The following is an 18,487-nucleotide window of genomic DNA, read 5'->3' as shown; positions in this document are numbered from 1 at the left end:
GGCACTGCCGCCGCGGTGGGAGCAACCCGGGCTCTGTGTAATTACCCGATAGGCTCGAACCAGAAGATCTTGCCGGATCTTGGGAAGGTACCGTCTGAACGCGCTGGCATCGGACGGCGGCAGTCATCTGGCTGGCTGTGAACGGCCCAGGCAGGTGAGGACGCCTCTGCTCTCGCCCTGCGTGTCGGCTTGGTGATGTGGGCTGGCTGAGGGCTGGGAGGCGGCACCGGAGCTGGTGTGTGTCCTCCATCCACCGGTGATCGGGTGCACGCTCATCGACAGTTTCAGGATGCCAGGCACCATGGGACGCCGAACACGGAGCGTGACCGCTCGTCGTCTGCCTGCGCGCCCGGTCGGCGGCATGTCCGGATGCCTAATCGTCGGCGTGCCCGTCTGCTAGATGGATGTGGCGCAGACCCGGCGAAAAGCCGGCAACGTGGTCCGGGCTGCCGTGGTGGGCCCGCGAGGGTCTGAAACGTCCCTCCTCAACAGCGACGTCGTAGGTGCCTCCAACGCGGTACTCAGTCATGGTGCCCGTGAGCTTGTGTTCGGCAGCCCAGGTGAGTCCGGCGTCCAAGGTCTCGAAGAGTCCTGAAGCGTAACGAGCATGGTTTCCGTGGAAGACCCACATGGTGGTTCGTTCAGGTGAACGTTGGGTCAGTGTCGGCTGACGTTCCTCGCCCGGCATCAACTTCGCGTTATCACTCATCACGGCTGAGCATGGCAGGCCGCCGCCCTATGAGGTATCCGCTCATCGACAGTTCCGGACGTCGGCCGGCACGGAGGGTACGCCACGAAGCGTGACGGCCCTGGCTCATGATGGCACACGGTTGGCGGCAGATACGGACGCTCTGCCAGGCCGACGGTCACACCCCGTGGCGCGCAGAGGCGACGCCTCCGGCATGGGCTGCCTTTCCTGCCCGTCGGCCGGTGGCGGCAGGATTGTTTTCAGGTGGTTCGCTGGGCGGCGACGATGAGGAAGTTCGGTAGGTGGACGTAGGCGTCGATGCCGTCGGGGCCGTCGACGGCGGCGTCGGGGTCGAGTCCGGGTTCTGCCAGTTCGGTTAGCTGGCAGCCAAGGCTGGTGAGTTGGTTGAGGTAGGTGGAGAGGGTGCGGTGGAAGTCGACGCCGTTGGGGCCGGGGATCTCGTGCTCGGTGAGGTAGCGGTGGGTGCGGTACTCGCCATGTTCGCGCCAGGTGGGCCGCAGCTGTTCGTAGCAGGGGTGGTTGACGGTGAACAGGAACAGTCCGCCCGGCTTGAGCGCGTGTACGCAGGCGCGCATCGCGCCGGTCCAGTCCGGGATGGCGGGTAGGACCATGCTGGCGACCACGGCATCGAACGGCCCGCCGAGGTCCGGCAGGTCGCACAGGTCGGCATGGACGTACCGGATGCCTCGCGGTGCGATGCTTTCCTGCTCAATGGCGAAGTCGAACAGCGACGGGCCGGGTTCGACGCCGACGACGGTGGCGCCCCGTCCGGCGAGGTCCGGCTGAGGTAGCCGTTGCCGCAGCCGGCGTCGAGCACCCGCCGCCCGGTCAGGTCGCCGAGCATGCGCAGCAGGACGGGGTTGATCAGGTGACGTTTGGCGAAGTCGCCGTCGAGTGCTGTCTGCTCCAACACCGAGCGGGGCATCGCTGCCCAGCGTTGGATGGCCCTGTCGTTGGTCCACTCGGTCACGATTTGCTGCCTCCGATTTCGTTTGCGCGAGCAGCGGCAGATGTGGCCACCTGGCCAAGCCGTCGTGGGGTTGATGGATGCCGGCGCAGCCCGGCGTACTCCGCTTGTTCCTAGAGTGCTCCCATGGACGCGAATCAAAACGGCGCAAGCGTACGTCTGTCCAAAGTGAAACGCCCTGGAGGCGTCTTTTGGTTTGATCTTCAGCTGGTCCTTCGAGACCGGGACGGGACGTGGCTGCGGGGCGTAGCCGGTTCGCCATGGGGTGCTCCGCATGACAGTGGCGTTCTTTCGCTACCCGTCGTGGTGTTGCTCGCGGCGGGCCGTCCGTGGGTGGCGTGGTGGGTTGACGATCCTGCTGATCGACGGCTTGAAATCGACGTGTGCCTCCCGCCGGAGGTTACCGAAGCGGGCTGGCGGTATGTCGATCTCGAACTCGATCCGGTGCTGCACGAGCGGGATTCGCGTGTCGAGATCGAAGACTGGGATGAGTACGAGCAGGCGTGCCGCGATGGCTGGATGAGCGCAGATGAGGCAAAGGTCGCACAGTCCACGGCGGAGGACCGTGCTGGGGCACTCCGGCGCAGGGACGAGCCCTGGCAGGAGCGCGGTTGGCAGCTGTTCTCTCAACAGGCGTGAGGACTGGGCGCCCCGCGCTCATCGCCAGTGCTGCCCTTCCGTCAGCAAATGGACGCCGGTCAGGAAGCGTGATGGCTCGGCCTGCTGGTGGCGCGCACGGACGGCGGCAGATCCGCGCGCGTGATCACGGGGCGAGGAAGACAGGCGTCACGGCCATTCCGCTCATGTAAATCGATGGCCACGAGGGGTATAGCCGTGTTGCAGCCCGGTGCAGGAGTTCAGCATTCGTCCCTTGCCAGGCGCGCGAACTCGTCGAGGGAGATGCTCTTCTGTACCTCTTCGTTGGTCTCGATGGTGGTGATCAGGATCGATCCGGGTTGCAGGCCGGACAGTTCAGGGAGCCGGAAGGTCACCGAGTGGGAGGTGAAGCTGTTGTTGCTGGTGACTCCGCGTATTTGGAAGACTGCGTGCGGGTCAGGGGTCGGTTCGGGTGGGAAGCCCGTCAGGTGCACGGTGGCCGGTGAGGTCGCGTCGCGCTGCACGTCGTACCGCCACTCCGGCCAGTTCGCGGACGGCGTCGGCCCGGACGGGGAGGGCGAAGCCAGGTCTTTCTCGGCACGGAGACTTATAACGTCCGGCGGCTGGTCCGCGCACCAAGCCAGAGCCGCGAGCGGCCGTCCGTCAGTGTCCACAGTTAGGCCGGTGATGGCTTTGATCTCGGGTGTGCAGGAGGTCAGTCCGGTCAGGAGCAGCAGGGCGGTGGTCAGCGAAGCGGAGGTCCGCTGCGCGATCGTCGGCGCTTGAACGGCCATGCTCCGACGGTCGCAGGATTGTGTTGATCTACGACCACGGTCCGGTCTCGGGTCTATGACGGCTTCCGGCTGGGTGGCGCGCGCATTCCTTGGGGCTATGCGCGGATGCTCGGCCCGGCACGGTTGGTGTACCGGAAGCGCCGGCCACCGGACATGATGGTCCCAGCCTGGGCGGCGCGCATCGAGAGCAGCAGAGTCGGACACCCCTTGAGCCGAGGGCGCACTACGCTTGGAGGCCGGCCTTCCCAACGCGCGGCGCCGGTACCGCGCGTCACTGAACCCAGGGGTGGCAGCACCGTTCGAGCCGGGCCAGGCTCCGTGAGCCCGCTCACAATGAGCGGGCTCCCGAAACGGTTTGGCCCGGTCCCGACCGTTCAACTGCAACTGCAACTGCAACTGCAACGGCGCGGACGCGCGGAGCGCGGCAAATCCGGTCATGCGGTCGAGGCCTGCCGGTCGTGCAGTGTTGTCTGCCGGGCCTGCTGTGGACCATGGGAGACACGAGGTATGCGAGTCTGTTGAGTTCGTGGGGCTACGATCATGCTCATGAGAGCGTGGCGGCTGGTGGTTGTTGCCTGCCTGGTTCCACCAGTCTTATCGGGTTGTGGCCTCGGGCCGTCGACAACCACGGCAAGCACCCCAACGACGTACACGTGTTGCGATAGCAAGGACGTCGACACGGTCTACCAGCCTGGCCAGCACGTGACGGTTCACTGGATCGTCAAGCCGGGGAACGACCCCGCCGCGAAACCCTCGCAGGTCGAACTGGCCGCGCGTCTGACCGGCCCCTATATGGGTGTCGGTGACCTGAAGAGCGCCGCGAGGGGCAAGGCTCAGCCCGCTTCGGGAGAAGTAACGTTCGAGGCTCCGCTGGTGCGGCCATCCGGCGAGGCTCCGCTGGTGCGGCCATCCGGCGCGGCAGACGAACGCCCCGTCAGTGTCATCTCAATCGCTGCGGACGCGCTGCCTGGTTACTACAATCTGATCACCTCCGTACGTCAGGGCGGCGGAAGCGTGATGGGAGCGAGCGTCGTCCGGGTGGCGCCCAAAGCCTGAGTCCTACCGCTCGTGTCGGAACGCCGCCGAGCCAACCAGACAGGACATCCCCACATCGGCAGTTCCGGATGTGCACGGTCAACGACGCGGGTCACGAAGCGTAACCGCTCCGGCTGAGGGTGGTGCGCACGGTCGGCGGCAGATGCGGTAACGAACTCACGGGCCCGGACGGTCAACATCGGTGCCATACCGCGCAACCATGGTGCGGACGGCTTCGTCCACAACCGAGGTCGTGCGGGCAGGGGTCACCGTCCAGTCCGGGAGCACCAGACTCGGCCAGAACAGGTAGTTGGAGATCATCCCGAGGAACTGCGTAGCGGCCATCTCCGGATCAGCGATGTCCGCGGCCCCCGCGTCGCGCTCGGTCATGAGGTAGATCCGGACGGACTCGAAGTATGGCAGTTTGCCGCGTGAGAAATGCACCTTGGCCAGTTCGGGAAAGCGTGGCAGTTCGGCGATGACGATGCGGAACAGGTCCGTCATCTCCGGCTGGCTCAACAGCGTCGCGTAGCGCCGGCCGAGCACCGTCAGGCCGGCCGTCAGGTCACCGGCGGGCGGCACGTCTGCGACGTCGTTCTCGGCCCACGAGTCGATGACGATGGCATCGAACAATGCCGCCTTGGTCGGAAACTGCTTGAACAGCGTCGCTTTCGACACCCCGGCGCTCTCGGCAACACGCGCTAGTGATGCCCGGTCGTAGCCCAACTCGAGGAAAAGCTCAGTAGCGGCCTGCACGATGAGCGCACGCTTCTCCTGCGCCACGCGCTGGTGATAGGCCGATGGCGCTGGGGTCATGCGCCCATCATAGCGAGGCGAGTGGGTTGACTCACCACTCGCCGGAGCGTAGCTTCGGCAAGGTGAGTCGCCTGACTCACCACCCGGCCCTACGGGTTGTCGTCTCTCGCTCGCACTCGGAGGATCAGATGCCCCGCTTCGCCAATCAGACCGTACTCGTGACCGGCGGCACCGGTGGGCAGGGAGCCAGCCACGTTCGCGCCTTGCACGCCGAAGGCGCCAACGTCGTCATCGGCGACATCGATGCCGAGCGCGGCGCCGGCCTCGCTGCCGAGCTGGGAGGCGGGGCGCGTTTCGTCCACCTCGACGTCTCCCAGGAGGAGTCGTGGGCCGCCGCCATCGCGGAGACCGAGAAGGCCTTCGGTGCGCTCACCGTCCTGGTCAACAACGCCGGGGTGCAGAACCCGCCGGCCCTCATCGAGTCCACCCACCGGGCTACGTGGGCTCGCATCCTCGACATCAATCTCACCGGCACCTTCCTCGGCATTAAGACGGCCGCACCGGCGCTGCGGCGCGCGGGCGGAGGAGCAATCGTCAACATCGCCTCCACCATGGGCATCGGCGGTACTGCCTTCTACTCGCCCTATGTCGCCAGCAAGTGGGCGGTCCGAGGGCTCACTCAGACCGCTGCCCTTGAGTTGGGCCGCGACAACATCCGCGTCAATGCCATCCACCCCGGCGTTGTCGCCACCCCGTTCATCACCGAGCCGGCGGCCGGCAGCCACGCCCCGATCGCCGACTTCTACTCGCCCGAGCCGTTCGCCGTCCCGCGACTCGGGCAGCCCGCCGACATCACTGCGCTGCTGTTGTTCCTCATCTCGCCGCACGCGGCCTTCATCACCGGCGCCGAGTATGTCATCGACGGAGGGCTGCTCCTCGGCCCCGCCTTACAGAAGGAAGCCGCATGAACCCCGCAGACCAGCATGGTGAGCGCCGCGCGCTTGACCCGCTGGCGCACCTGCCGCACGAGATCCGGCGCGCCATCGAGATCACGCCTGCGGCCGGAACCCGCGAACGAATCGTGGACATCACCACCACCGGGCGGCGTACCGGACGACCCCGCCGCATTGAGATCTTCTTCTACCGCGCCAACGGCGCAACCTATCTTTGCAGCGGAGCGGGCGGAGGCGCGACCAGCTGGTACGCGAACTTACGAGCCAACCCCGCTTTCACCTTCCACCTCAAGAATGGCATCAGAGCGGACCTGCCGGCGCACGCGACCACCGTCACCGATTCCACGGAACGGGCCGCGGTGATCGCGGCCATCGTCGACGACCTCAACCAGCCTCACGACCCTGGCACCATCAGGCCGACCCGATTGGAGGACTGGGCCGCCAGCAGGCTGATGCGAATCGACTTCGACTGAAAGTGATCAAGTGGACACACAGACGATCATCCGACACAGCGTCCGCTCATCGGCAGATCCGGGCAGGTGGCCTTGCGTCAGCGGTGGGGATCGCGGCACAGGCTGCGCCGATCGTGCGATCGGTTATCCGAGGTGGAGTGTGGGAGCGGGAGGCTGGGCGTTTCGGGAGGAGAAGAGGCGTTGTAGCTGCCGGCGCGGTTGTTCGATCTCCTGGTCTGTGAGGTGGAGCCTGATCGTGAGGGTCGTTGAGCGGGCTCGCCATGCTCGTGCGGCTTCACGGGTCAGCCGCAGGCTCAGGGTGCTACGGGTCAGCCGGAGCGCGATCAACGCGCCGTAAACCGGTACGCCGTCGTTGACGAGGCAGTAGCCGTTGTCGTCGCCGGGGTCGTAGTCGTCATGCTCCGGGTTGAATGCCTGGAACTGCATGCTGCGGGGTCGATCGTCGAGTTCGCGTCGCGCCAGGGCTATGCGCAGGATGTCGCCCTCGTCGTGGATCGACAGCTCCGAGGCGGTGAAGCCGGTCCGGCTCCGACGTATCAGCCGTGCCGTGAGTCGACGCATCGGACCGGGAGCCGCACCGGGCGCGTAGGGCTCGCCGCGTTCGACTTCGATCGTGTGCCGGACGTACTCAACGGCCAGGTCGGGCCTGCTGTAGGTCATTTCGGTGACGCCGCTCGGCCCGACGAACCGCAGCGCTACCTCACCGGCCGTCGATGGTTCGTGCTGCTGCTGCCACCACGCGGCCAGCGGCGCTGCCAGGACTGACAGGTCGCGCAGCTCGTCTGCGGTGAAGCGAACGACGTTGTCGACTCGAAGAACCTCGATCCCGTTGGCGTCGAGGTCCGCGGCCAGCGTCGCCAGCATCCCAGTCGGGTCCATCGTCTGGTCGCGGACCACGAGACTCACTCCAAACCCCACCGGCACGCGGTGAAGCGTAGACGTCCCGGCGGTGTGTCGCGTCGGGACCAGACGGTGCCGCCTCCGGGGAGATCCGGACGCCGGATCACGGCGACTCCAGGCATCATCAGCTCATGGGTGCCAGCGAGACCAGGGCGGTTCTGGTAGACGATCTCCGCTCCTTCGTTGATGGGCGCAGCGCGGAGGTGGCCCGTACCAGTGCCGCCGGGGTCGCGCTCCTCGACCGGTACCGAGATCGCCGGTTGGACGAGTTGTGGCTGGACCATGACCTGGGTGGGGACGACACGATCTGGCCGGTCGTGGAGGTGTTGGAACGGGCCGCCTACGAGGATCGCCCAGGTACTGCGGCACTGGGGCTACCGGGTCCACGTCGCCTCCGGCTCGACAAACGTCGGTTATCTCGAAAGGGGCCCCGCAACTTCGGGGTAACCGGTGGTCAACGGTAGAGCAAGACGGGTCCTGGCGAGCCGCGCGATTCGCGGCATGACAGGGTGCTCGGTGTCCTGGAGTTAGAGATCCGGGTTGAATCCCGCTCATGGTTGGCGAGCGTGCACGGGCGGGCCGGTTGTCTGTGTGGTGTCGCTAGCCCGGCAGCTGATCTCCAGACCGTCCTCCACGGGGAAGGCGACGCTGATGTAGCCGTTGGTCGGGTCGCGAACGTAGTTGAGGTAGTCGGCCATGGCGGGGAGGTTGATGTCGTCGGCCACGACGAGTGCGCCGGAGGCGAGCCGCGGTTCGAGCGACCGAAGTACCGGCAGGCACAGATCCTTCCAGCCGTCCAGCAGCACCAGACCGATGGGTCCGGGGATGTCGGCAAGGGTGTCCAGGGCGTCACCGGGCAGGATGGTCACCCGGTCGGCGAGGCCGGCCTCGTCGAGGTTGGCCCGCGCGGCGGTGAGCTTGGCTTGGTTCAACTCGGTGCCGAACACCCGGCCGGTGCCGTTGTCGGCGACCGCCGCGGCGAGGTACAGGGTGGAGATCCCGAACGACGTACCGAACTCCACGACGGTCGTCGGCCGGCTGGCGCGAACCAGCGCGTAGAGCAGATCGCCGCCCTGCGCGGAGATCGGCAGGTAGAAGTCCTGCAACGCGTCGGCGCGCTGCAGGGCGGTGGCCGAGGTGGGCGAGCCGGAGAGCGGCGGTGGTGGTCGGTCGTCATCGTGCGCGGCGGTGGCGAACAGCCGGTCGAGCACGGCACGGACTGATGGACTCTGCAGTGTTGTGGACACCATCGTTACGGTAGACGCCACGTTTCGTCTTGTCTACGGTTGGGTATGCTCGCTCGGCGAAGGAGGGCAATCCGTGCGACGCGACCCGCGACACACAACCGGCAACACCGCGGTGCCGACCGTCGACCCGTCGGCCGACGGTGATGCGGTCGTTGGCCGGGCCGCGCATCACGGAAACCGGTACGGACGCAGCGAACAAGCCCGGCAAGCCGTCCTGGAAGCCGCCGACGATCTGCTGGTCGAACGCGGGTTCGCGGGGGTGACGATCGAGGGCATCGCCGCACGAGCCGGAGTCGCCAAGCAGACCATCTACCGGTGGTGGTCGTCCAAGGTGGACATCCTGATGGATGCCTTCACCGACGACATGGCGCAGCATCTGACCCCACCCGACCACGGCGATCTGGGCCTCGACCTGCGTACCCACCTGAGCAGGCTGGCCGATTTCCTGACCCGCTCCGACGCCGGTGCCGTGTTCCGTGCACTCGTCGGGCAGGCCCAACACGACCCGGATCTGGCAACCCGGCTACGCACCGACCACCTTAGCCAGCAGCGCGCCCGTGATCGTCTCCCCCTGCTGCGAGCCGTCCAGCGTGGCCAACTACCCCCCGACACCAATCTGGATCTGGCACTCGACCAACTCCTCGGCCCCATCCAGTACCGGGTCCTGGTCACCGGGCAACCCGTGCCCCGTGAGTTCACCGACGGTCTCGTCCATCAGTTCCTCATCCAGCACGATCGTCCGGGGTCACTCGAACACTGACCAGCACGGCGGCCAAACCGACCGGTCAGTCTCATCCGGCGACCGCGACGGCAAACAACCCACCCCGCGCCACTCACCGGAAGCATCCCCATCTCGACATTATGCAGGTAATCCTTGTCAAGTGGGACTGTGCCGCGGGCGGTGTTTTCGGCCCGACACGCCGGGCTGAGGTCCGGCGGGATGGGCACTGTGAGTGATGACATCGGACGTTGTGAGTCCACAGAAGAAGGTCGATGATCCGGGGCGGCGGTTGACGCCGGAGCAGGCCGCTGCGGCGGCGATGGTGGCCGAGGCCAAGGCGCGGGGGTTGGAGCTGACCGGCCCGAACGGGTTGTTGAAGCTGTTTACTAAGAATGTTCTCGAGACGGCGCTGAACGAGGAGATGACCGAGCACCTCGGTCATGAGAAGAACAAGGCCGAGCCGGGACGCGAGTCGACGAATGTGCGTAACGGCAGCCGAGGCAAGACGGTGCTCTCGGACGCTGCCGGCGAGGTGCGGATTGATGTGCCCCGGGATCGGGAAGGAACGTTCGAGCCACGGATCGTCAAGAAACGGCAGCGCCGGCTCACCGAAGTCGACGAGATCGTGCTGTCGCTGTACGCGAAAGGCATGACGACCGGCGAGATCTCCGCGCATTTCGCGGAGATTTACGGCGCGTCGGTGTCGAAAGAGACAATCTCCCGGATCACCGACAAGGTCGTCGCCGAAATGACCGAATGGTCGGCACGGCCTCTGGACGCGGTGTACGTTGCGGTGTTCATCGACGCCATCGTGGTCAAGGTTCGAGACGGCCAGGTCGCCAACCGGCCGGTCTACGCGGCCATCGGGGTCACTGTGGACGGCCGCAAGGACGTCCTGGGCCTGTGGGCCGGCACGGGCGGCGAGGGTGCGAAGTTCTGGATGAGTGTCCTGGTCGATCTGAAGAACCGCGGCATACGAGATGTGTTCTTCGTCGTCTGCGACGGGCTGAAAGGACTGCCCGACACGATCGAGGCAGTGTGGCCGCAGGCGATCGTGCAAACATGCATTATTCACCTGGTTCGCAACACGTTTCGGCTGACGTCCCGCGCCGACGCCGACGCGATCAAGCGGGACATCAATCCGATCTACACCGCACCGAACGCCGACGCCGCCCTGGCAGCCCTGGACGACCTGGAGGAGAAATGGGGCAGTAAGTACCGGGCGATGATCCGGCTCTGGCGGAACGCGTGGAACGAGTTCATTCCGTTCCTCGACTACGACACCGAAATCAGGAGGGTGCTCTGTTCGACCAACGCCATCGAATCGCTGAACGCCCGCTACCGTCGAGCGGTTCGCGCGCGCGGGCACTTCCCGACCGAGCAGGCCGCGTTGAAGTGCCTGTACCTTGTGACCCGTAGCCTGGACCCCACCGGGACCGGTCGCACCCGATGGACGATGCGCTGGAAGCCAGTAATCAACGCCTTCGCCATCACATTCGGTGACCGCTGGCCGGACGCCGAGACCTACTAACCAAAGATGCCGAAACCACCGTTCGCGTTACGGACCCTGTCAAGTTGATCATGATGCTTGTTGGTCGAGGCCATCGAGGAGCCGGGTGAACAGGTCGGCGCGGTGGGTCTGGTTGTTGGCGGCGGCGTGGTCGTGCTGGCGTTGCAGGGTGGGCCGGAACTCGATGCTGGTTTGGAAGAAGGTGCAGGTCTCGCAGATGGCTTCGAAGGCGCAGTCGAGTTCGGGTGGGCGGGTGCAGTAGCCGTTGCCGAGCAGGCGGTGGTGTTCGCGGCGAAGTTGGGCCATGCGGGGCCCGATGGTGTCGGCGGGTAGGGGTTTTCCTTGCTGGTAAAGGGATTCGACCTTTTCGGTGACGGCGAAGTATTCGTCGGCGACGGTGCGGTTGGCGATTTTGGCGTAGCGCAGGGTCATGTCGAGGCTGCGGTGTCCGAGGAGGGCGGCGATGGCTTCGAGGGTCATGCCGCGGTTGATGGCCTGGGTGGCCAGAGTGTGCCGGAGTTGGTGCGGGTGGATGTGGGTGAGACCGGCTGCGGTGCCGGCTTTGTTGATCAGCCGGGTGACGGTGTGCCGGTCGAGCGGGCGGCCGTTCTCGCGGGGCAGCAGTAGCGGGTTGTCGGCGTGGACGTGGACGTTGCGGTAGTCACCGATCAGGGTGACCAGGTGCGGATGCAGGGGCAGGTAGCGGTCCTCGTGGAGTTTGCCGACCGGGACGTGCAGCCAGTGCGCGGCGCCGATGAGCACGATCGCGTCGGCTTGCAGGGCGGTGAACTCGCCGACGCGTAGCCCGGTGCGCAGCAGCACTTCGACCACGACACGGGTGAGCACGCGGGGCTGGGTTTGGGCGGCTCGTAGCAGTTTCGCCGCGGACGCGTCGTCGAGGGCCTTTGGCAGGGGGTGGTCCTGTCGCGGCAGGTCGGCGGGGATGATCGGGATCCGGGCGGGAGCTTCGGGCCAGTCCCAGTCGCTGATGCGGACGAAGAAGATGCGCAGGGTGCCGAGCCGGTGCGCGAGGGTCGCCGGGGTGAGCTTGTCGGTGCGGTAGCCGGTTCTGGCGGTGAGCCAGGTGCGGAAGCCCTCGATGTGCCGGCGGTGGATGTCGGCGACGTGGCGGACCTCGGGTGCCTGCTCGACCAGGAACGCGGCCAAGGATCGCAGGGCCAGGTCGGCGCTTTTCACGCTGCCCGGCCGCAGGATGCAGGTCAGTTGGTCGAGGTAGCGGCGCATCGGTGTCACCATGTCAGGGATCTCGGTGGCGAGCTGGTCCCAGCCGGGGAGCTGCCGAGGGCTGCTCACCGTCCCCCCTCGATCAGGCTGACGCCGTTGCGGGGCAACGGTTTTCCGGAGAACAGTTGCGCGTCGATCACCTCGGCGGCCCGCCGGTATTGCGAGGCCAGCCAGTCGTCGGCCAGGTGCAGGTAGATGCGGGTGGACTCGATCGAGGCGTGCCCGGCCTGGGCCTGGACCGCCTCCAAGGCCATCCCGGCCTCCCGCAGCCGGGTCAGGCAGGTGTGCCGCAGCTGATGGCAGGTCACCGTGTCCAGCCCGGCCCGCTGCCGGGCCGAGTCCAGGATCTGATCCAGCCCAGCCGGTGACAGTGGCCGGCCCCGGCGAGGGCCTTTCAGCACCACGAACAGCCGGTCGGTGGCGATGCCGGGCGGGCGTTCGTGGTGCAGGTAGGCGGCCACGGAGGTGAAGAACCGGCCGGAGACCGGGATCTGCCGCTGATGGCCGCCCTTGCCCTCGGCGATGAACACCCGCCGGGCAGCGACCTGCAGATCGTCCAGCCGTAGACCGAGGACCTCACAGCGGCGCAGTCCACCCAGCACCATCGCCTCACACATGGCCCGGTCCCGATGCGTGCGCAACGCCGCCAGCAGCGCATCCACCTGAACCGGAGACAGAATCCGCGGCAGGGTGCGTGGCGTGCGTACCAGCGGCACGCCCTGACGGGGTCGCTGCCGTTCGCGGCGTGTCGGCAGGCCTCGGGGCACCGGGTTCGCCTCGACATCACCGCGGGCCTGCAGGAACGCGAACAACCCGGACACGCTTGACAGCCGCCGCCGGACCGTCCGGGCCGACACGCCAGCGCCGTCACCGGCGGCCTGCAACCGCCGTGCCGGGCCGCCGGCATACTGCGCGGTTACGAACGCCAGAACGTCGGCCGCGACGACCCGACCCGGCGCCTTACCGACCACGGTGAAGAACACCTTCAGGTCATACGCGACCGCGACCACAGTGTTCGGCCGCGACCGCACCGACAGGAACTCCAGATAGGCGTCCAGCAACGGCATGCCGAACCGGACAACAAGATCACCAGCCGCGGTCCTCGACCGCCTCAGCACAAGATCGACCCAGACGGACATGCAGGAACCTCTCCATCGAACCCACCACCAACACCGGCAATGGGTCAACGACGATTACCTGCATATCAAGCAGAAGCGGACGCTGGGTCGCCCGCCAGCGGATAGCCGATCGTTACGCAACGTTACCAATCGGAGCTGGCGGTCGGCCTGCAGGCGTATGGGAGCCGGGCTGCCGAGCACAATGGAGAGCCCGAGGACGACCGCGACTTCGGTAAGCTGTAGTATCAGCGCATGCGCACTCCGAGTGCGCATGCGTACGGACTGTGGGGGTTCAGCTCCCCCCTCGGACACCAGTTTTGGTGGAGTTCCACCAGGCATGAACCAGATTCTATCCTGTACTGGTATCTGCCCTGCATACCTGCGATAACACATGATCCTGGGCGTCGGCGGGTTGTGCGTCGCCGTCGGCGCGTTGCGAAGCTTCCGCGGTTGGACCGGTCATGACACCAACCCGCCGCCGCGACCGCGAGCGACTCATCGGCGTGCTCATTCCGACCCCGCTTCCCGACAGACCGCGACCCGGTCCGGCGCCGATGCCGGCGCTATCCGCACCACGTCCGCCAGCGACCGCCGCACCGGACGAGGTCGTGATCGGCATGGCGCGTCCGGACCGATCCGGTCGAGTGACCGAACGCAGCCCGCTGGGGGCGCTGCGCTGGCCGACGGGCCACCGCATCGACATCCATCCGCACGGCGGAATGCTGGTGATCGCGTCAGCGCCAGCCGGACAACACGCGGTGGGCAGCCGAGGGGAACTGCCGTTACCAGCCAGCGCACGGCAGATGTGCGCGATCCTGCCGGGCAGCCACTGCTGCTCGCCGCTCTGGTCGCCCACGATCTGCTGGTGATCCATCCGGCCAGTACCGTCACACGGCTGCTGACCGACCTCCACGCCCAGGCGATCGGTGGTCGTCGTGTCGGCTGATCCCGCCCGCGTCGCTACTGCGCGGCAGATGCTGGCCCATCTGGGCGTCACCGTCGCCGATCTGCAGGCCGAACCTGGTCCGGGCCTGCCGACACTGGCCGAGTACCTGCCCCAAGTCGTCGCCGCGGCCGGGCCGGGCACCCGCCGCACGTATGGCACCTACTGGCACCGAATGGCCGCCGCATGGGGCGACCGTCCCCTGGACACGGTCGCAGCCAGCGACATCGAGGCAATGCAGCAACAGGCCGCGGCCACCGCCCGGTCACGACGCAACAGCCGCAGCGGCCGCCACGCCGGCGAACTCGTCATCGCCGCCGCACGCGCCATCTACAACCGGGCCATCGCCGACGGGCTCATCGACGCCGCCGCCAGCCCCGCCCACCGGGTGGTCAAGCCCCGCCGACTACCGAGCACCCGCCGTGCCCTGACCCCCGACGAACTCGAAGAGATCAACCTCGCTGCTCGCACCAGCGGCAACGACGTCATCCTCGACGCCCTGCTACTACGTCTGCATACCGAGACCGCCTGCCGCCGTGGCGGCGCACTCGGGCTACGGCTGACCGACCTGAACACCGACCGCGGGCTGGTGCGACTGACCGAGAAGGGCGCCACCCTGCGCTGGCAACCGATCACCCTCGACCTGGCCGCCCACCTCGACGAACACGCCCGCGCCCGTGGCGCGGTACTGCCCACCGACCGGCTGCTGCGCTACCGCAACGGCCGGCCGATCACCAGCCGCCGCTACGACCACCTATGGAAACGCATCGGCGAACAGCTGCCGTGGGTGGCCACCCAAGGCATCTCCACCCACTGGCTACGCCACACCACCCTGACCTGGGTCGAACGCCACTACGGCTACGGCATCGCCCGCGCCTACGCCGGACACACCGACTCCACCGGCCCAGCCACCACCACATACATCAAAGCCGACCTACAGGCCGTCGCCACCGCACTCGCCGCCATGACCGGCCAACCACACCCATTGGCTGCCGCTGTTGGCCGCGCGTCCCGGGTCATGACCGCCGGCGATGACCAAGAGGGTTGAAGAGGCAGCACGCTCCGGTGAGGTACGTCCGTTACGCGGCGGATCAGCCCGTAGAGGTCGCGGGCCTCGATCAGGTCGGCGCATCCCTGACAGGCCGACCAGCCCTCGCCCCACGACTGCGTGAAGGTGTCCTCGGTGTCGGTACGGCGCACCCTGGCCGTGCGATGCCCGGATCGGTAGTCGTTGACGGACACCACTTGCCCGGTGACCCGACTTGGCTCATTTAGTGCGTGCCGCGGATCGCGTCGAGTGCGGCGCGGAGGTGGTCGGGGATAGGGTCGGCGGCGGTGATGGTGTGCGGCCCTGCCTGGACCTCGATCGTCCGGTAGCGGCGGGTGGTGGTGACGAAGCGTTTGATGCTCCAGCCGGTGGTGTTCTCGATCCAGCGGGACACGGCCAGGGCTGCGAACACGATGGTCGGGTGTGCTTCGATCGACTCGCGGCTGTGGTGGTAGATCGGCCGTGGGGGCTCGACGGGGTACTCAGCACGCAAGGGGCCAACGCGGTGGACATCGGCCGGTGGCCAGGGACGAGCCAGGCGGGCAGGGCACTCCGCAGACTCGCGCCGGCTCGGGCGCCCCGGCTAGGCGACTGTGTCGATGCTCCATCACGCCCGGGAAATCCGGCAGTTTCCCCGATCTCACCTTCGAGAACCGGGCGCAGGGCGGCCGGGTCCGGGGTCCGCGTTGACTCTGCGAACTGCTTGCGGGCATGAACATCCGGGTGTGACAGGGCCTTCGTTCCTCCTCGTCCTAGGCCGACGCGTTGTCGGGACGGTCGGCTGTTCGAGCGCGCATCAGCCGTACGCCGGTCGCGAGCAGCCACACGAGCCAGGCGGCGTAGCCGGGCATCCCCACGAACAGGAACGCCGAGCCGTCCGCGATCGCGAGGTTGGCCGCCCCGGCGGCGAGCAGCAGGCCTCCCCCGGCCACTCCGAGCAGACGCTGCCACCGCGGCGTCAGCCCGCTCGTATGCGCCGCCAGCGCAGCGCCGATGAAGGTGGTGCCGAGCGCCGGCAGTGCCAGCGCGAACGCTGCTGCATGCAGCTGCCAGGCGAGCTCGAACGCCGGGCTCGGCTCAGCGAGCTCGCCGGCGGACAGCACGACTCCGTTCCACAGAACGGCGTAGAGCGCGAAGACCGCCGAGAGAGTCGCGCCCGCGGCGACCGCGAGGCGCGACCAGTCCGCGCCCACACCCCCGCGGCGCCCGACGAGCCCGTGGAGACCGGTCACGAACCCCAGCAACAGCGGCAGGTTCAGCGCCTCCAGGCCGACCGCGATCGCGACCGCGAACCGGTTCTCTGCGTGGAATGCGAGCACCTCCTTGATCGGGTCCCCGTAGGCGGGCGCTCCGGCCCAGACCACCACCGCGTTCTGGATCGCCACCGACGCTGTCAACGCGATCGCCGTCGCGCCGACGACCCGCTCTCGGAGCGCTCGGGTCGGGGTGGTACCCGTCGTTGTCGCTGCCGCACTCATTCGAGGCTTCTCCGGCTTCCTAAGCTGGTCCATGATGGCTCGTACACCGTACGTCGTACGCCGTACTATGGGCGTACGACGTACGATTGTCAAGCCGTGCGAGGGAGCGAGGAGACCTGTGGCCACCAGGGAGCAACGCCAGGTCGCGTCGGACGCGGGGCTGAGCAAGCAGCGGGTGGTGGTCGAGGCGATCCGGCTCGCCGACCGCGAGGGGGTCGACGGGCTGAGCATGCGCCGGCTGGCCGGCGTCCTCGGCGCGGGCGCGATGTCGCTCTACCACTACGTGGCCAGCAAGGAAGAGCTGCTGGACGCCATGATCGACGTAGTGTTCGAGGAGATCGAGCTCCCGCCCGAGCAGACCGACTGGCAGTCGGCGATGCGACGGCGGTCGGCATCCGCCCGGCAGGTTCTCGCACGCCACCCGTGGGCGATCGGCCTGATGGAGTCGCGGACATCGCCGGGGCCCGCGAACCTGCGCCACCGCGAAGCGGTCACCGCCTGCCTGCGCAGGGCCGGCTTCTCGGTCGTGATGGCGACGCACGCCAACTGGTTGCTCGACAGCTACGTCTACGGGTTCGCCCTGCAGGAAGCCAGCCTACCGTTCGACACCGCCGACGAGCTCGCGGACATGACCGAGGACGTCTTCCTGCCCCAGCTTCCTCCTGAGGAGTTCCCCTACCTCAACGAGTCGGCCGCGGCGCTCGTCGCTGCCGGCTACGACCCGGCGGAGGAGTTCACCTTCGGCCTCGACCTCGTCCTGGCCGCCCTCGAGCCCCTGAGAGCCTCCGCCTAGTGCTCTGGCCGCATACGTTCGCCGGTTGGTCAGGCCGCTGCGGTGAGTGGACGTCCGCCCCAGCGGATGCCCTTCTCGCTGCGGACGCGGGCGCGTTCACGGCGTTGGGCGGCCAGGACGTCGGGGTGGCGGGCGTTGGCGTTGCGCCAGCGCAGGTAGGCGTGCAGTGCCCGGGTCTGGGCGGTGTGATTGCGGTGGTCTGAGTTGGCGATGGTGAACTGCCGCAGTGGGCCGAAGTGGGCCTCGATCGGGTTGGCCCAGGACGCGTAGGTCGGGGTGAAGCACAGCTCGACGCGGTTCTTCCTGGCCCAGTGGCGGATCGTCTCGCCCTTGTGCGCGGACAGGTTGTCCAGGATCACGTAGATCGGCGCGCCGTCGGGGCGGGCGGCGCGGATCGACTTCAGCGCGGCCAGGGTGTTCGCGGTGCCCTTGCGGCGGCGGTTGACGCCCCAAAGCCTGTCATCGCCGACCGAGTAGCAGCCGTGGAAGTACCGGACACCGTGGGTGCGGCGGTAGGTGGCCGGCAGCCGCTGCGGGCGGCCCTGCTCGGCCCAGTCCGCTCCGGCGGTGGGGCGGATCCCGAGCGGCCCGAACTCGTCGAACGCGAAGACCCGATGCGGGAACCGGTCGAGGACCTGCTCGATCCGGTCGAGCTTGGCGTCGCGGTCGGGGTCCGGTGACTCCTTCCACGTCTTGGCCCGCTGGAACGTCACACCGCGGCGGGCCAGCAGGCGACGCAGGGTCTCGCGGCCGATGCGAATCATCCTGCCGTGAATTCGGCGCAGGTAGGCGGCGAGTTTGCGCAGGGACCAGCGGGTGAATGGCTGGCCAAGCTTGGCCGGTCGGGTGGTGGCCGTCGCGACGACGAAGTCCTCGTCGTCAGGGCTGAGCAGGCGGGGACGACCTCCCGCCCACTTAGGGTCCAGGCAGTCCAGGCCGATCTCGTTGAACCGGTGGATCACGTCACGGACGGTGTCCTCGTCGGCCTGGACCAGTTGGGCGATCGCCGGGACCCGGTTGCCGCCTGCCGAGGCCAGCAGCATCATCGCCCGCCGGTAACGCACCGAACTGGTGCTGCCCCGGCGCACGATCTGCTGCAGCCTCTGCCTTCCTGATCAGTCAACCTGCGCACACGGACAGGCTCGGCCACCTTGCCTCCAGCGGTCGGATCGGATGTCGCGTACATCCAATCGCGACAGC

General features: G+C 67.5%; 18 protein-coding genes and 3 pseudogenes. 10 read left to right on the top strand and 11 right to left on the bottom strand.

All coding sequences use genetic code 11. From position 1 onward, the window contains the following. Positions 1-373 precede the first annotated feature (373 nt). The gene (locus ACQEVC_RS34860; protein WP_432886424.1) at positions 374-709 is read right to left on the bottom strand and encodes a DUF7710 domain-containing protein; all 336 of its coding nucleotides are present in this window, start codon (positions 707-709) and stop codon (positions 374-376) included. 239 nt (positions 710-948) lie between these two features. Then, entirely contained in the window at positions 949-1,671 is a 723-nt protein-coding gene (locus tag ACQEVC_RS34855) for a class I SAM-dependent methyltransferase (protein ID WP_432886421.1), read from the bottom strand. A gap of 131 nt (positions 1,672-1,802) precedes the next feature. Between ACQEVC_RS34855 and ACQEVC_RS34850 the strand changes: the two genes are divergently transcribed. Beyond that, positions 1,803-2,315, top strand: a complete 513-nt coding sequence (locus ACQEVC_RS34850) for a DUF402 domain-containing protein (RefSeq protein ID WP_432886418.1) — start codon at positions 1,803-1,805, stop codon at positions 2,313-2,315. 218 nt (positions 2,316-2,533) lie between these two features. Here ACQEVC_RS34850 and ACQEVC_RS34845 read toward each other — a convergent pair whose 3' ends face one another. Continuing rightward, positions 2,534-3,067 carry a hypothetical protein gene (locus tag ACQEVC_RS34845; protein ID WP_432886415.1) on the bottom strand — a complete coding sequence of 178 codons (534 nt, stop codon included), beginning with the start codon at positions 3,065-3,067 and terminating at the stop codon, positions 2,534-2,536. A 702-nt stretch (positions 3,068-3,769) separates the two neighbouring features. Between ACQEVC_RS34845 and ACQEVC_RS34840 the strand changes: the two genes are divergently transcribed. Further along, on the top strand, positions 3,770-4,123 hold the full coding sequence (locus tag ACQEVC_RS34840; protein ID WP_432886412.1) for a hypothetical protein: 354 nt from the start codon (positions 3,770-3,772) through the stop codon (positions 4,121-4,123). Between the two features lie 156 nt (positions 4,124-4,279). Here ACQEVC_RS34840 and ACQEVC_RS34835 read toward each other — a convergent pair whose 3' ends face one another. Beyond that, a complete protein-coding gene (locus ACQEVC_RS34835) occupies positions 4,280-4,918 on the bottom strand; it encodes a TetR/AcrR family transcriptional regulator (RefSeq protein ID WP_432886409.1) in 639 nt (212 codons plus the stop codon). Positions 4,919-5,046: 128 nt separating this feature from the next. On the opposite strand from ACQEVC_RS34835, the gene ACQEVC_RS34830 reads away from it, so the two are divergent. Both ACQEVC_RS34830 and ACQEVC_RS34825 read left to right on the top strand, forming a co-directional pair. Then, positions 5,047-5,826, top strand: coding sequence for an SDR family NAD(P)-dependent oxidoreductase (locus tag ACQEVC_RS34830; RefSeq protein ID WP_432886406.1), 780 nt, complete (start codon positions 5,047-5,049; stop codon positions 5,824-5,826). Then, positions 5,823-6,284 carry a nitroreductase/quinone reductase family protein gene (locus ACQEVC_RS34825; RefSeq protein WP_432886403.1) on the top strand — a complete coding sequence of 154 codons (462 nt, stop codon included), beginning with the start codon at positions 5,823-5,825 and terminating at the stop codon, positions 6,282-6,284. Before ACQEVC_RS34830 ends, ACQEVC_RS34825 begins: the two co-directional genes overlap by 4 nt. Before the next feature lie 123 nt (positions 6,285-6,407). Here the strand turns inward: ACQEVC_RS34825 and ACQEVC_RS34820 are convergent, their stop codons facing one another. Beyond that, on the bottom strand, positions 6,408-7,181 hold the full coding sequence (locus tag ACQEVC_RS34820; protein ID WP_432886401.1) for a hypothetical protein: 774 nt from the start codon (positions 7,179-7,181) through the stop codon (positions 6,408-6,410). 134 nt (positions 7,182-7,315) lie between these two features. Between ACQEVC_RS34820 and ACQEVC_RS34815 the strand changes: the two are divergent. Then, positions 7,316-7,631, top strand: a pseudogene (locus ACQEVC_RS34815) (cyclic-phosphate processing receiver domain-containing protein). Between the two features lie 104 nt (positions 7,632-7,735). Here ACQEVC_RS34815 and ACQEVC_RS34810 read toward each other — a convergent pair. After that, a complete protein-coding gene (locus ACQEVC_RS34810) occupies positions 7,736-8,431 on the bottom strand; it encodes an O-methyltransferase (RefSeq protein ID WP_432886399.1) in 696 nt (231 codons plus the stop codon). Between ACQEVC_RS34810 and ACQEVC_RS34805 the strand changes: the two genes are divergently transcribed. Together ACQEVC_RS34805 and ACQEVC_RS34800 are read left to right on the top strand one after the other, a co-directional pair. Then, positions 8,424-9,191, top strand: coding sequence for a TetR/AcrR family transcriptional regulator (locus ACQEVC_RS34805; protein WP_432886396.1), 768 nt, complete (start codon positions 8,424-8,426; stop codon positions 9,189-9,191). The two genes, ACQEVC_RS34810 and ACQEVC_RS34805, sit on opposite strands and share 8 nt — an antisense overlap. A 211-nt stretch (positions 9,192-9,402) precedes the next feature. Continuing rightward, the gene (locus tag ACQEVC_RS34800) at positions 9,403-10,683 is read left to right on the top strand and encodes an IS256 family transposase (RefSeq protein WP_432886394.1); all 1,281 of its coding nucleotides are present in this window, start codon (positions 9,403-9,405) and stop codon (positions 10,681-10,683) included. Between the two features lie 48 nt (positions 10,684-10,731). Here the strand turns inward: ACQEVC_RS34800 and ACQEVC_RS34795 are convergent, their stop codons facing one another. Both ACQEVC_RS34795 and ACQEVC_RS34790 read right to left on the bottom strand, forming a co-directional pair. Beyond that, positions 10,732-11,976 (bottom strand): tyrosine-type recombinase/integrase, encoded by a 1,245-nt coding sequence (locus ACQEVC_RS34795; protein ID WP_432876572.1) that lies wholly within the window; start codon positions 11,974-11,976, stop codon positions 10,732-10,734. Beyond that, the gene (locus tag ACQEVC_RS34790; protein ID WP_432876570.1) at positions 11,973-13,046 is read right to left on the bottom strand and encodes a tyrosine-type recombinase/integrase; all 1,074 of its coding nucleotides are present in this window, start codon (positions 13,044-13,046) and stop codon (positions 11,973-11,975) included. Before ACQEVC_RS34790 ends, ACQEVC_RS34795 begins: the two co-directional genes overlap by 4 nt. A 784-nt stretch (positions 13,047-13,830) precedes the next feature. Here ACQEVC_RS34790 and ACQEVC_RS34785 point away from each other — a divergent pair. Continuing rightward, positions 13,831-13,971, top strand: a complete 141-nt coding sequence (locus tag ACQEVC_RS34785) for a hypothetical protein (RefSeq protein WP_432886391.1) — start codon at positions 13,831-13,833, stop codon at positions 13,969-13,971. Beyond that, complete coding sequence (locus ACQEVC_RS34780; protein WP_432886388.1) at positions 13,952-15,016, top strand: tyrosine-type recombinase/integrase; 1,065 nt, start codon at positions 13,952-13,954, stop codon at positions 15,014-15,016. Before ACQEVC_RS34785 ends, ACQEVC_RS34780 begins: the two co-directional genes overlap by 20 nt. 223 nt (positions 15,017-15,239) lie before the next feature. On the opposite strand, the pseudogene ACQEVC_RS34775 reads toward ACQEVC_RS34780, so the two are convergent. Further along, positions 15,240-15,479, bottom strand: a pseudogene (locus tag ACQEVC_RS34775) (IS1634 family transposase); the annotation flags it as partial. Between the two features lie 289 nt (positions 15,480-15,768). Continuing rightward, positions 15,769-16,401: a DUF4386 family protein gene (locus ACQEVC_RS34770; RefSeq protein ID WP_432886385.1), complete on the bottom strand. Its 633-nt coding sequence runs from the start codon at positions 16,399-16,401 to the stop codon at positions 15,769-15,771. Between the two features lie 211 nt (positions 16,402-16,612). Between ACQEVC_RS34770 and ACQEVC_RS34765 the strand changes: the two genes are divergently transcribed. Continuing rightward, a complete protein-coding gene (locus tag ACQEVC_RS34765) occupies positions 16,613-17,287 on the top strand; it encodes a TetR/AcrR family transcriptional regulator (RefSeq protein ID WP_318398389.1) in 675 nt (224 codons plus the stop codon). Between the two features lie 29 nt (positions 17,288-17,316). On the opposite strand, the pseudogene ACQEVC_RS34760 reads toward ACQEVC_RS34765, so the two are convergent. Then, a pseudogene (locus ACQEVC_RS34760) lies at positions 17,317-18,437 on the bottom strand (IS630 family transposase). Positions 18,438-18,487 lie beyond the last annotated feature (50 nt).

Source organism: Plantactinospora sp. CA-294935, from assembly GCF_050936445.1.
Classification (GTDB): Bacteria; Actinomycetota; Actinomycetes; order Mycobacteriales; family Micromonosporaceae; genus Plantactinospora.
This window is presented reverse-complemented; position numbering and strand designations above follow the sequence as displayed.

Excerpts from the sequence above, each read along its gene's own strand:
- ACQEVC_RS34860 (WP_432886424.1), bottom strand. The coding sequence starts at position 709 with ATGAGTGATAACGCGAAGTTGATGCCGGGCGAGGAACGTCAGCCGACA.
- ACQEVC_RS34825 (WP_432886403.1), top strand. The coding sequence starts at position 5,823 with ATGAACCCCGCAGACCAGCATGGTGAGCGCCGCGCGCTTGACCCGCTG.
- ACQEVC_RS34830 (WP_432886406.1), top strand. The coding sequence starts at position 5,047 with ATGCCCCGCTTCGCCAATCAGACCGTACTCGTGACCGGCGGCACCGGT.
- ACQEVC_RS34845 (WP_432886415.1), bottom strand. The coding sequence starts at position 3,067 with ATGGCCGTTCAAGCGCCGACGATCGCGCAGCGGACCTCCGCTTCGCTG.
- ACQEVC_RS34835 (WP_432886409.1), bottom strand. The coding sequence starts at position 4,918 with ATGACCCCAGCGCCATCGGCCTATCACCAGCGCGTGGCGCAGGAGAAG.
- ACQEVC_RS34790 (WP_432876570.1), bottom strand. The coding sequence starts at position 13,046 with ATGTCCGTCTGGGTCGATCTTGTGCTGAGGCGGTCGAGGACCGCGGCT.
- ACQEVC_RS34850 (WP_432886418.1), top strand. The coding sequence starts at position 1,803 with ATGGACGCGAATCAAAACGGCGCAAGCGTACGTCTGTCCAAAGTGAAA.